The organism is Hymenobacter sp. B1770, assembly GCF_049896385.1.
In the GTDB taxonomy this organism is placed as follows: domain Bacteria; phylum Bacteroidota; class Bacteroidia; order Cytophagales; family Hymenobacteraceae; genus Hymenobacter.
Window position 1 is genome coordinate 46,582 of sequence record NZ_JAFCUF010000006.1, and the last position, 12,459, is coordinate 59,040.

Sequence of the window (12,459 nt, forward strand, 5' to 3'; positions counted from 1 at the left end):
AAACGCATCATCTTTCTTATAAATACACCTCAATGGCGAATACCGGCAAAATCACCCAGGTCATCGGCCCCGTAGTGGACGTGAGCTTCGCGGGTGAAAACACGAAGCTGCCTAACATCCTCGACGCGCTCGAAGTCACGAAAGACAACGGCCAAGTGGTAGTACTGGAGTGCCAGCAGCATTTGGGCGAGGACCGGGTTCGGACCATCGCCATGGACTCGACCGAAGGCCTGACCCGTGGCGCCATTGTGCGCGACCTAGGGGCTCCCATGTCGATGCCCACTGGCGAAGGCGTAAAGGGCCGCCTGTTCAACGTTATTGGCCAGGCCATCGACGGCATTCCCCAGCCGAAGTCCGACGGCCCCCTGCCCATTCACCGCCTGCCCCCGGCCTTCGAGGACCTGGCAACGTCGTCGGAAATTCTCTACACTGGCATCAAGGTAATTGACTTGCTGGCTCCCTATGTAAAGGGCGGTAAAATTGGTCTGTTCGGCGGTGCCGGCGTGGGCAAAACCGTACTCATCATGGAACTGGTGAACAACGTGGCCAAGGCCTACGAAGGTCTTTCGGTGTTTGCCGGCGTGGGCGAGCGTACCCGCGAGGGCAATGACTTGCTGCGCGAATTCATTGAATCCAACATCATTCTCTACGGCGAGGAGTTCAAGCACTCGATGGAATCGGGTGGCTGGGACTTGTCGAAAGTTGACGAGACCGAACTGCTCAAGTCGCAGGCTACCCTGGTGTTTGGCCAGATGAACGAGCCCCCCGGAGCCCGCGCTCGCGTGGCCCTGTCGGGTTTGACCATCGCCGAAAGCTTCCGCGACGGCGACGGCACCGGTGCCGGCCGCGACATTTTGTTCTTTATTGATAACATCTTCCGCTTTACGCAGGCGGGTTCGGAAGTATCGGCTCTGTTGGGTCGTATGCCTTCGGCCGTAGGTTACCAGCCCACGCTGGCTACTGAGATGGGTGCCATGCAGGAGCGCATCACCTCGACCAAGCGCGGTTCCATCACCTCTGTACAGGCCGTGTATGTGCCTGCCGATGACTTGACTGACCCGGCTCCGGCTAACACCTTTGCCCACTTGGACGCCACGACGGTACTGAGCCGCAAAATTGCCGAGCTGGGCATCTACCCCGCTGTGGACCCGCTGGACTCGACTTCGCGCATTCTGTCGGCCGATGTAATTGGCAACGAGCACTACAACACCGCCCAGCGCGTGAAGGAGATTCTACAGCGCTACAAGGAACTGCAGGACATCATCGCCATTCTGGGTATGGACGAACTCTCCGAGGAGGACAAGCAGGTTGTAAACCGCGCCCGCCGCGTGCAGCGTTTCCTGTCGCAGCCCTTCTTCGTGGCCGAGCAGTTCACCGGCCTCGCCGGCGTGTTGGTTGACATCAAGGACACCATCCGTGGCTTCAACGAAATCATCGATGGCAAGTACGACCACCTGCCTGAGGCTGCTTTCAACCTCGTGGGCACCATTGAAGATGCCGTAACGAAGGGCGAGAGGCTGATTGCCGAAGCCAAGTAAGTAAGAAGGTCAAGCGGAACGTCATGCTTGGCAAGCTCAGCCTCAGCATGACGTTCTTCTTTCGGCTGCCTATTATAATAAATAAAAATGCACCTAGAAATCATCACCCCCGACCGCAAGGTATTCGAAGGCGAAGTGACCTCGGCCCAGTTTCCAGGTTCCGATGGCTTGTTTGAGGTACTAAACAACCATGCCCCGCTGATTGCTGCCCTGAAGGCTGGTCAGGTGGTGCTGACTGGCGCTGCTGGCCGCGAAGCCATTCGCATCGAAGGCGGCGTGGTGGAAGTACTGCGCAACAACGTGATAGTGCTGGCCGAAGGCGCTGTATTGTAAGCGTGCTGCTGCCATAGCAGACTGCTATTGCTGCTGTTATTTGAAAGCCGTTCCTGCTGCGCAGGAACGGCTTTTTTTGTGTCTCAAGCGGACAAAATTATGCCACCTGCGTACGTCACAGACTGTGTGCTGATTCAATAATATTCCGATGCAAAAATCTTCCGACCCTTTTGCTGCTGTCGAGAACATTTACACCCCGCGCCAGCGGTATCTGCTTTTGGTTTTTTCGCTCGCTGGCTTGTTGAGCCTGATGGTGATGGGCCTGGCGCAGTACTTAACGGCCTTTCTGGCGGCGGGTATTCTGTTTGTGGTGTTTCGGCCGGTGTGGGTGGCGCTGGTGCACCGGCGCCGCTGGAATCAGCGGATGGTGACCATTGGCATCCTGCTTGTAACGGTAGTGGTGCTGGTGGTGCCGTTTTATGCCCTTAGCTCGCTGCTGCTGGACCGCCTGGTGAACTTTGCCAAGCACCCCGAGCGGATATTGGACGTAGTCCACAAGTTCGAAAATGCTACCGGTTTCAACCTTACCGGGCAGTTGAACGTGCGAGAATTGTTGTTGCAAGGTGCCAACCGGGTGAGTAGTTGGTTGCCAACGCTGGCCAGTAGCGCGCTCAACTTTCTGGTCGTGGTCGGCCTCATGCTGTTCACCATGTACTACTTGTTTATGCAGGAAACGTACTTTTTGCTGGGCCTGCACCGCTACCTGCCCTTCCGCAACGAGACGCTGCAAGACTTGGGCGAGGCACTAAAGAACAACGTGAACGCCAACGTGCTGGGGCAAGTGCTGGTGGCGCTGGTGCAGGGTATTCTTACAGGCATCACGCTAAAGATTTTTGCGGTGCCCGACCCGGCATTTTGGGGGGTAGTGGCCTTCTTTATGGCGTTTTTGCCCGTGCTGGGCACGCCTCTGGTTTGGGGGCCGGCCGCGCTGTACCAGTTTTCGGTAGGCGCAAACACGCAGGCCATCGGCATTCTTCTGGTGGGCTTCATCGTTATTGTGAACGTAGATAACCTGCTACGCATCATGCTGGCCAAACGCATGGGCGACATACACCCCTTGGTTACTCTGGTGGGACTGGTGTTGGGCGTGGAAATATTTGGGCTGATTGGGCTGGTGGTGGGCCCGCTGCTGGTGTCCTATTTTTTGGTGCTGATGGAGGTTTTTCGCCGCGAGAACCGGCTCCGACGCGAAAGTGAGGTGCCGCGGTAAACCCAGGCGCCGTTGCCGACCTTTGTCGGACTTATTCCTCCCAAGCGGCCCTCATGAATCCTTCGGCTATCCATCCCAAAATTACCCCAATCTACCAAACCTCTGTCTTCAAGTTTGAGGACCTGGATGCCATCCAGCAGTACTTTGATGAGCCGGGCAGCCGGTACATGTACTCCCGCAATGGCAACCCGAACAGCGACGAACTGGCTCAGGCCGTGAACCGTTGGGAATCTGGGGCCGGCGCAGTAGCCACGGGCTCGGGCATGGCCGCCATCTTCGCAGCGCTGATGACCTACTGCCAAGCCGGCGACCACGTGCTGTGCGCGGCCGATATCTACGGCGGCTCGGCAGCGCTGCTGAATCTGGAGCTGTCGCGGCTGGGCATCACGGTGAGCTACGTGCCCTTTGAGGAGTTGTACGACCTGAAAAGTCATGTGCAAGCCAGCACCAAGCTGCTGCTTTGCGAAACCATGAGCAACCCGCTGTTGCGCGTGGTGGACCTGCGGGCCCTGGCCGCCGAATGCCAGCAACACGGCCTGAAGCTGGTGGTAGACAATACCTTCGCCACGCCCGTGCTCACCAAGCCGCTGGCCTATGGGGCTGACCTGGTGCTGCACAGCGTGACCAAATACTTGGCCGGTCACTCCGATGTGACGGCTGGCGCCGTGGTGGCTCGCACGCCGGAAGATGCGGCCCGTCTGCGCCAGATTGGGATGGTGTTTGGCCTTACCCTGAGCCCAATGGAAAGCTGGCTGAGCGTGCGGGGCATGAAAACCATGCGCCTGCGGGTGGCTGCGCACAGCTACAATGCCCAGCAGGTAGCCGAGTTTCTGGAAGTGCACCCGGCCGTGAAGGCGGTGTACTACCCCGGCTTGCTGACCCACCCCCAACACCTGCTGGCGGCTTCGCAGGGCCATGGCCTGTTCAGCGGCATGCTGTCGTTGCGTTTGCCTGACGATGCCGCCTTGGTTAACCGTTTCATGCAGCGGTCAGAGCGGTTTCCCTTTGCGCCTTCGTTGGCGGGCGTGGACTCGTCGTGCTCGCACCCGCTTTATACCTCGCACCGGGCCCTGACCGATGAGCAGCGCGCTGAGCTGGGCATCACCGTGGGGCTGGTGCGGCTGAGCGTGGGGATCGAGCCCGTGGAGGAACTGCTGGCTGATTTGGCGCAGGCGCTGGAGTAGAGCCTGGGACACGAGTTGTGCACCAATAAAGACAGTCTCATCTGGCTCGCTAAGCCATGTTTTTACTTAAATAGCCTCCTGTGCCAGACCGACACAGGCGTAGCAGTAGCATTGGGTGTGGCAGCGTTTCTAACTAGAGCCATGGTGATGCAGGAGTACAACGTTGGTGATGCGTGCTGGCAAGGTAGTAGTTGCCTGTGACCAACGGATTGTAAGACAATTCGCTGGTCGGAAAGGGGGAGCAGAAACAGAACCTATCGGCGGTGCGCCCGTTTCGCGTTTACCCTCGTAATCGATTCCATACTGCATTATGCGACACTTACCCTACACGCTGCATTTCGACCCTAAGCTTAGCTTGAATGCTGATGATAAGCATGTGCGCGATGGCCTATCAACAACCCTGCTGATAGGGGAAAACCTGTGGGTGTGCTGCGACGAGCGCACCACCGTGGAACGCCTGCGACGGACGGGGCCCCACGAGTTTGGCCAGCACTGCTCTTACCAACTCACTGAACTGCTCGACCTGCCCGCTGGGGAGGGCATTGAAATTGACATTGAGGGCATGGCCGAAGATGGGCATTACCTCTGGTTGGTGGGCTCGCACGGCCTCAAACGCAAGAAGCCCGATGATAAAGACGCCGATGTAGCCAAGCAAATCAAAAGGTTGGCGAAAATCGAAGCAGACGGCAACCGCTATCTGCTGGCCCGCATTCCATTGGTGTTGAATGAGAAAACCGGAGACTACGAGTTGCACAAAACAGCTCCGCACCCCTCCAAAACCGGCCAAACCCTGCGCGCGGCACAGCTCCGCGGCAACGATAAGAGCAGCGAGCTACTCGACCTCCTGGCCGAAGACTGCCACATAAAACCCTTTCTGCAGATTCCCGGCAAAGACAATGGCTTCGACATCGAAGGCCTGGCTGTGACTAAAGAAGGGCAGGTGTTCGTGGGGCTGCGTGGGCCCGTGCTCCGCGGCTGGGCCATTGTACTGGAACTGGCGCTTGAGGAAGGCAAGCACGGCCGCTTGCACCTGGGCAAAGTGGAAGGTGCCACCGAGACCTACTACAAAAAGCACTTTCTCGACCTAGGCGGCATGGGCTTGCGTGAGCTTCGCCGGCGGGGCCACGACATGCTACTACTGGCCGGCCCTACCATGGACCTCGATGGTAGCATTGCCGTGTACTTCTGGCCTAACGCCACGCGCCAACCCACCGACAGCCTGATAGGGGATGAGAAAATCCAGCGTCTCTTTGATGTACCCCACGGCCACGGTCCCACTGCTGGCAAAGACAAGGCCGAAGGCATGGCCCTCCTCGATGATAGGCACGTGCTCATCGTGTTCGATAGCCCTACCGCCACCCGCAAAACCGGCGCTAACCAGATAGTGGCCGATTCATTTCTCCTGCCTGGCTAATTCAGCCTTTAAAAGCACTCTGCAAGTGCCTCTGCCACGCGCCGTAGTTCCACATCGGTCATGGCGGTGCCACTAGGCAAGCAAAGGCCGCGGGCAAACAAATCAGCGCATACCTCGCCGCCGTACATGGGGGCTGTTTGAAAAAGCGGCTGCAGGTGCAGCGGCTTCCAGAGCGGCCGGCTCTCAATATTATGGGTTTCCAGCTGCCGGCGCACCGTTTCGGGCGTAGCGAGAGCTTGGCCGGGGGCAGCTTCTAGATCAGCAGGTTTTAGCAGGATGGTAGTGAGCCAGCGGTTCGAGCGGCTGCCAGCGGGCTCGGGGGCCAGGGCCACGGTGAGGCCAGGCAGGCGGGCCAAGTGCTCCTGGTACCAGGCAAATATTTCGCGGCGCTTTTTTACCCGGTCCTCCAATAGCTCCATTTGGCCGCGCCCGATACCAGCCAGGATGTTGCTGAGGCGGTAGTTATAGCCAAGCTGCGAGTGCTGGTAGTACGGCGCATCGTCCTTGGCCTGAGTAGCCAGGAAGCGAGTTTTCTTGGCCAGTTCCGCATCGTTGGTGACCAGGGCGCCACCACCGCTGGTGGTCAGTATTTTGTTGCCGTTGAAAGAGAACACCCCAATCGTACCAAAACTGCCCAGCGGCTGCTTGTTAAAACGTGAGCCCAGTGCTTCGGCCGCGTCTTCCAGTATCGGCAGCTCGTATTGGGCCGCCAGCGCCAGTATCTCCGGTAGGCGGGCGGGCATGCCATACAGATGTACCAGGATGAGGGCTTTGGGCTTTTTTCCTTTGGCAATGCGGTCGACAATAGCTTCGCGCAGGCGCTCCGGGCAAATGTTCCAAGTGTCGGCTTCGCTATCGACGAAGACGGGCGTAGCGCCCAAGTATAGAATCGGGTTGGCGGTAGCCACGAAGGTGAACGAAGGGCACAGCACTTCATCACCGGGGCCCACTCCCAATAATATCAGCCCGAGGTGAATGGCCGCTGTGCCCGACGATAGCGCCACGCAGTGCGCCATGCCGGTTGCTTCGCAAATGTCGGCTTCGAAGCCGGTCAGGTTTGGTCCGGCCGGAGCCACCCAGTTGTCCTCAATCGCCTTGTGCACATAGTTCATCTCGTGCCGGCCCAGGTGGGGCGGGGAGAGAAATAGGCGGTCGTGGTCTTGGCTACGCATTTGCTTTTTTGATGGACTTAGCCGGTACGCCCACGGCCGTGATATTGGCGGGGAGGTCGCGCACGGCAACGGCGCCGGCCCCTAAAATCGTGTTTTCCCCGATGCGCACTCCCTGAATGACGGTGGCATTGGTGCCGAGGTAGCAGCCAGCGCCCAGGTGCGCGCTGCCGCTCACGTTGGCGTGTGGCATTAGCGAGGCAAAATCTTCCAGCACGGCGTCGTGGCCAATGGTGCAGCCCAAGTTCAGGAGCACAAACCGGCCCAGCGTGATGTCGCACGTCAGGAGGCAGCCTTGCTGCACAATACTGCCTTGGCCCAGCGTAATGCGCTGTTGGGAGCCCAGCGCCACCGCGGGATGCACCAACACCGGAAACGAGAGCTGCGGCGACGTTAGGCGGCTCACCACCGCGGCCCGGCCAACGGGGCTGCCCACGGCCACGGCCACGGCCAGGGGCTCGGGGGTGGCATTGAGGTCGGCGCTGCTGCCCAGGTAGGGGAGGCCCGCCACGGTGGGCGTGGCCGGTGCCTGGTCGTCGTAGAAGCCGCGCACGTCCCAGCTCGGATGCACGCCGTTGAGCTGCTGAATTAAAAGCAGCACTTCGCGGCCCAAGCCCCCCGCGCCGAAAATCACAAGGGGCATGCCGGGTTCGGTTTCTTCGTATTCGGAGAAAAACAACTTGGTCATAAGGCAATCTACGGGGAAACAGAAGGAGGGGCACTACCGCGGAAAGCGACCGTGGTGGCCTGCCCGGGAGCCGTTATGCCGCTGCCGCGCAGCACCCGCCCGGCAGTGCGCCACAAGATGTTCATATCCAGCTGCCACGACATATTATCGACGTACCAGACGTCATAGGCAAATTTTTCTTCCCAAGAAATGGCATTGCGGCCGTTTACCTGCGCCCAGCCCGTGAGGCCGGGGCGAACCTCGTGCCGACGGGCCTGGGTGGGCGAATACAGCGGCAGGTATTCGGGCAGTAGAGGGCGCGGGCCCACCAGGCTCAGGTCGCCGCGCAGAATGTTCCAGAGCTGGGGCAACTCGTCGAGGGAAGTAGCGCGCAGCCAGCGGCCCAGGGCGGGCAGGCGTTCGGCGTCGGGCAGTAAGTGGCCGGCGACGTTGCGTGTGTCGGTCATGGTTTGAATCTTGTAGAGCGTGAACAGCCGCCCGTGCCAGCCCGGCCGCGGCTGGCGAAACAGCACCCGGCCCCGGTTCTGGGCTGCCGCCAGTGCTGCCGCGCCGGCCAGCAATGGCAGAGCCAGCACCAGCAGGGGCAGGGCAATAGCCACGTCGAGAAGGCGCTTGCCGTGACGGACATAAAAAGAATCGGGGGCGGACACGGTGCAAAAGTAACTTTGTAGCGCAGGCTTTGGCCTGCCTCCTGCCCATGCTCGTTTTTCCCAACGCCAAACTCAACCTCGGCCTTTACGTCACGGAGCGCCGCCCCGATGGCTTCCACAACGTAGAATCAGTGTTTCTGCCGCTGCCCTGGACCGATGCGCTGGAGATACTGCCCGCCGCAGCCGACCAGCCAACGAGCATCACGCTTACCGGGCGCCCCATTCCCGGCAACCCTGCCACCAACCTCTGTGTGCGCGCCTACGAGCTGCTGCAAGCCGACTTTCCGCAGCTGCCACCCGTTCAAATTTACCTGCACAAAATAGTGCCCATTGGGGCTGGCCTGGGCGGCGGCTCGGCCGATGCCGCGTTTGCCCTGAAGGCGACAAACGAGCTGTTTGGCCTAGATATCTCTGTTGAATTCCTTGAACAGTACGCCCGTCGGTTGGGCTCGGACTGTGCTTTTTTCATCCAAAATAAGCCCGTGCTGGCTGTGGAGCGGGGCGACGTGTTTCAGGAAATTAACTTGAGTCTGACAGGCACCGGCTGCTTGGTAGTTTACCCAAACCTGCACATCAGCACCCCCGAAGCTTTTGCGCGCATCACGCCACAGGCGCCGGCCTACGCGTTGCGCGCTGCCTTGGCCCAGCCCTTGGAAACGTGGCGCGACACGGTGAGCAACGACTTTGAAAAGTCGCTGGCGCCAGCCTATCCGGTGCTGGCCGAAATCAAGCAGCAGCTCTACGCCGCCGGGGCCGCTTATGCCAGCCTGTCGGGCTCCGGCTCGGCTGTGTACGGGCTATGGCCGGCCTCGGCGACTGTGCCGCAATTGGAGTGGCCGGCTGCATACACCGTGTGGCAAGGGGTGCTTTAAACCGGGATAACTGGCACATGCTCGGGCTCTTTGTCTTTTACCAGCCGTGCCACTAATGGATGAATAAGCACGCTGAACACGATGAGCAGCGTGCCCAAGTAAAAACCGGTAGACATGCGTTCGTGGTTGAACTGCGGCGCGTGCAGCAGGCCCTTTGTGTGTAGCCAATAAATGGCTACTGCCATGGCAATGCCGTAAACCGGCTCCAGGTTGGTGGTCAGGTTTACGGCGAAGGCCGAGAGGCGCTTCATCAGCTCAACCGAAGCAGAAAATGCGTACACTGTGCACACGCCGGCCAGTATTGCCAGCCACAGCCAGTCGTAGCCGTGCCAGGCTAGTTGTAGCCCCTGGCCCTGCGTGAAGAAGTAGCTATAAATTGGGAAGAAAAGGGTTATGCTCAAACACGCCCCCAGCATCTCATAAAAAGTAAGCCGCAGCGGCGGGTGGGCCTTCACCAGCTTGGCATTGAGCACACTGAACAACGCCGAAAGACCTGCCGAAACTACTGCCACGCCCAGGCCCAGCAGCTGGTCAAGCTCGGCTTGGCTCACCAGGTACAGGCCGACCATGGTGATGAGGCCCAGGCCCACCTCGTACCCCCGCACGCGCCGCCACAGTAGCAGCGGCTCGAGCAGCGACGTCCACAGAGCCAGCGTGGCCAGGCCCGCCAGGCAGACACTTACTGACGACAGCCGCGCCGCCAGAAAGAAGGTAATCCAATGCGCGGCCACCAGCGAGCCCACCGCCAGTAGCCGCAGCACCTGCCCCGGTGGAATGCGCCACGCCACCCGGCGGCCCAGCAGCAGCAGCCCCAGTCCGGCCGAAGCCAGCAGCGTGCGCCAAAACACCAGCTCCACCGGCGGCACCGTCAGCAGCTTGCCCAGGATGGCCGTGAAGCCCCACAGGAGCACAATGAAATGAAGCTTGAGGTAGTCTTTAAGCAATGTGGAAATGGGTTGGATGTGGAAATGTGGAAATTGAAGTGAATGGGTTCATTCAGCAAGCTTTTTTTGTGCTGGCTTTCCCACTTTTAACATTATCACAAAAAAAATTATTTCGGCACGAAGCGGTACAGCGCCAGCCCAATTCCAGTAAAGACCATGCTAGGCACCCAAGCGGCAATAAACGGGTCGAGGCTGCCGACTTGCGCTAGGTTGCGGCTCAGCATCACAAAAATGATAAACACGAAGGCTAGCACGAAGCCCAAGGCAATTTGCCCGCCCACGCCGGCCCGCGATTTTCGGGCACTGAGGATGACGCCAATCAGTGTGAGGATAACAATGGCGAAAGGGTAGGAGTACCGCTCGTACTTCTCGCTTAGGTAAAGCTGCGTATCATCGGCGCCGCGCTCAATTTTGGTGTTGATGTAGGTGTTCAACTCGGGGAGGGTAAGGGTTTCGGCCAGGCGGTAGGTACTGGCAAAATCTTTGGGAAACAGGTTCAGCGTGGTGTCGCGGGCCGGCACGGTTTCAAGTCTTTCGTCTTGCGGCCCGTGGAAAGAGCGAATCAGCTGCGGCGACATCCGCCACACCTGCTTGGTCGAATCCCAATTGATGGCATCAGCCGTGAGGCGTCGGCGCAGGACGGTGCCGTCCACCGTTTCGAGCGCAAAGTGAAAGCCGACATTGTTAATGTTATCGTAGCTCTCCATGTACACGTAGTGCTTAGGCCCAATCTTGATGTGCACGTTGCGCCCCTGAAAGCGGTAAGGCAACTTGATATAAGCCCGCTCAAACGCCACCCTCGATTTATTACCAATGGGCAATACCCAGCCAATGAGCCCGAATATCAGCAGCCCCACCACCGCCCCGCCCGCAGCATAAGGCAGCATCAGACGCTTAAAACTCACCCCGCTGGCCAGAATGGCCACAATTTCGGTTCGTGCTGCCAGCTGTGCTGTTACAAAAACGACGGCAATGAAAATGGTTATTGGCGAAAGAAGGTTGGCGAAATAAGGGAACAGATAAACGTAGTAGCCGAAAATAATCTGCGACATCGACAGATTATGCTGGATAAAATCGTCGTTTTTCTCCGTGAAATCAATGACGCAAATAACCGACACCAGAATAACCACCGAGAAGAAAAACGCGGCGAGAAACTTCTTGATAATGTATTTGTCGAGGATATTCATTTTCAGAATTATAAGTTATGAATCATGAGTGTTGAGTTAGTCGAGTCGGGTACCCAAACTCATAATTCACAATTCATAATTATAACCGGGTCATCACCTGCTTCACCATCCGGTCTTTCCAGGGCCCAAACGTGCCGGCCACGATTTGCTTGCGTGCTTCCTTCACCAGCCACAGATAAAAAGCCAGATTGTGCGCCGAAGCAATTTGCGGGCCCAGCATTTCCTGGCACTGAAACAGGTGGCGCAGGTACGCCCGCGAGTAGAACGTGCTGGCATGCCCGCCCAGTTCGGCGTCGATGGGTGAAAAATCGGTGGCCCACTTCTTATTCGTCACGTTCATAATGCCCTGCGTAGTAAACAGCATGCCGTTGCGGGCGTTGCGGGTCGGCATCACGCAGTCGAACATATCCACGCCTAAGGCAATGTTTTCCAGGATGTTGGCCGGCGTGCCCACGCCCATCAGGTAGCGGGGCTTGTCCTTGGGCAGAATGTCGCAGACCAGCTCGGTCATTTCGTACATCAGCTCGGCGGGCTCGCCCACGCTCAGGCCGCCAATGGCATTGCCCTCACGCCCCTGAGCCGCGATAAACTCCGCCGACTTGATGCGCAAATCCCGGAACGTGCTGCCCTGCACAATAGGGAAAAGCGTCTGTTGGTAGCCGTAGAGGCCCTCGGTGCTGTCGAAACGCTGAATGCAGCGCTGCAGCCAGCGGTGCGTCATGTCCAGGGAGCGGGCGGCGTAGTCGTACTCGCAGGGCCAGGGCGTGCACTCGTCGAAGGCCATGATGATGTCGGCCCCAATCACGCGCTGAATGTCCATCACGCCCTCGGGCGAAAACAAATGCTGGCTGCCGTCGATGTGCGAGCGGAATTTTACGCCCTCCTCCTTGATTTTGCGGGTGTTGCTGAGCGAGTACACCTGGTACCCGCCGCTGTCGGTAAGAATGGGCCGGTCCCAGCCATTGAACTTATGCAAGCCTCCGGCGGCACGCAGCACGTCGAGGCCCGGGCGCAGGTACAAGTGGTAGGTATTGCCAAGAATAATCTGGGCGTTGATGTCCTCTTTGAGGGTTTGTTGCGACACCGCTTTCACGGTGCCGGCCGTGCCCACGGGCATAAAAATGGGCGTTTCAATAGCGCCGTGCGCAGTTTCGAGGCGGCCAGCGCGGGCTTTGGTGGTGGGGTCTTGAGCGAGAAGGTCGAAAGTCATCCTAGAAAAATACGTAGCGCAGTAGCGCAACTTTGTAGTTCGCGTCCCCAAGCCATTTGT

Annotated in this window: 12 protein-coding genes; 6 read left to right on the forward strand and 6 right to left on the reverse strand. The window is 58.8% G+C overall.

Annotated elements, in window-relative coordinates:
* Positions 1-32: 32 nt before the first annotated feature.
* The 5 genes from atpD (at position 33) to ACP7AJ_RS13150 (ending at position 5,679) form a co-directional block, all read left to right on the forward strand.
* Positions 33-1,538, forward strand: coding sequence for a F0F1 ATP synthase subunit beta (atpD, locus tag ACP7AJ_RS13130; protein ID WP_426060666.1), 1,506 nt, complete (start codon positions 33-35; stop codon positions 1,536-1,538).
* 87 nt (positions 1,539-1,625) lie between these two features.
* The gene (gene atpC, locus ACP7AJ_RS13135; protein ID WP_426060667.1) at positions 1,626-1,871 is read left to right on the forward strand and encodes an ATP synthase F1 subunit epsilon; all 246 of its coding nucleotides are present in this window, start codon (positions 1,626-1,628) and stop codon (positions 1,869-1,871) included.
* A gap of 148 nt (positions 1,872-2,019) precedes the next feature.
* A complete protein-coding gene (locus ACP7AJ_RS13140; RefSeq protein ID WP_426060668.1) occupies positions 2,020-3,081 on the forward strand; it encodes an AI-2E family transporter in 1,062 nt (353 codons plus the stop codon).
* Between the two features lie 53 nt (positions 3,082-3,134).
* Positions 3,135-4,265 (forward strand): trans-sulfuration enzyme family protein, encoded by a 1,131-nt coding sequence (locus tag ACP7AJ_RS13145; RefSeq protein ID WP_426060669.1) that lies wholly within the window; start codon positions 3,135-3,137, stop codon positions 4,263-4,265.
* Positions 4,266-4,575: 310 nt separating this feature from the next.
* Positions 4,576-5,679: a DUF3616 domain-containing protein gene (locus ACP7AJ_RS13150; protein WP_426060670.1), complete on the forward strand. Its 1,104-nt coding sequence runs from the start codon at positions 4,576-4,578 to the stop codon at positions 5,677-5,679.
* Positions 5,680-5,687: 8 nt separating this feature from the next.
* Here the strand turns inward: ACP7AJ_RS13150 and ACP7AJ_RS13155 are convergent, their stop codons facing one another.
* The 3 genes from ACP7AJ_RS13155 to ACP7AJ_RS13165 are packed head-to-tail and all read right to left on the reverse strand — an operon-like array spanning position 5,688 to position 8,186.
* The gene (locus ACP7AJ_RS13155; protein ID WP_426060671.1) at positions 5,688-6,851 is read right to left on the reverse strand and encodes a DegT/DnrJ/EryC1/StrS family aminotransferase; all 1,164 of its coding nucleotides are present in this window, start codon (positions 6,849-6,851) and stop codon (positions 5,688-5,690) included.
* Complete coding sequence (locus tag ACP7AJ_RS13160) at positions 6,844-7,536, reverse strand: acetyltransferase (protein ID WP_426060672.1); 693 nt, start codon at positions 7,534-7,536, stop codon at positions 6,844-6,846. The genes ACP7AJ_RS13155 and ACP7AJ_RS13160 overlap by 8 nt, the downstream gene beginning before the upstream one ends.
* An 8-nt stretch (positions 7,537-7,544) precedes the next feature.
* Complete coding sequence (locus ACP7AJ_RS13165; RefSeq protein WP_426060673.1) at positions 7,545-8,186, reverse strand: sugar transferase; 642 nt, start codon at positions 8,184-8,186, stop codon at positions 7,545-7,547.
* A gap of 47 nt (positions 8,187-8,233) precedes the next feature.
* Between ACP7AJ_RS13165 and ispE the strand changes: the two genes are divergently transcribed.
* The gene (gene ispE, locus ACP7AJ_RS13170; protein WP_426060674.1) at positions 8,234-9,058 is read left to right on the forward strand and encodes a 4-(cytidine 5'-diphospho)-2-C-methyl-D-erythritol kinase; all 825 of its coding nucleotides are present in this window, start codon (positions 8,234-8,236) and stop codon (positions 9,056-9,058) included.
* Here the strand turns inward: ispE and ACP7AJ_RS13175 are convergent.
* The 3 genes from ACP7AJ_RS13175 to tgt form a co-directional block, all read right to left on the reverse strand.
* Positions 9,055-10,002, reverse strand: a complete 948-nt coding sequence (locus tag ACP7AJ_RS13175) for a DMT family transporter (RefSeq protein ID WP_426060675.1) — start codon at positions 10,000-10,002, stop codon at positions 9,055-9,057. The genes ispE and ACP7AJ_RS13175 overlap by 4 nt on opposite strands.
* Positions 10,003-10,109: 107 nt before the next feature.
* Complete coding sequence (locus ACP7AJ_RS13180) at positions 10,110-11,189, reverse strand: LptF/LptG family permease (RefSeq protein WP_426060676.1); 1,080 nt, start codon at positions 11,187-11,189, stop codon at positions 10,110-10,112.
* 79 nt (positions 11,190-11,268) lie between these two features.
* Positions 11,269-12,399, reverse strand: a complete 1,131-nt coding sequence (gene tgt, locus ACP7AJ_RS13185) for a tRNA guanosine(34) transglycosylase Tgt (protein ID WP_426060677.1) — start codon at positions 12,397-12,399, stop codon at positions 11,269-11,271.
* Positions 12,400-12,459: the final 60 nt, after the last annotated feature.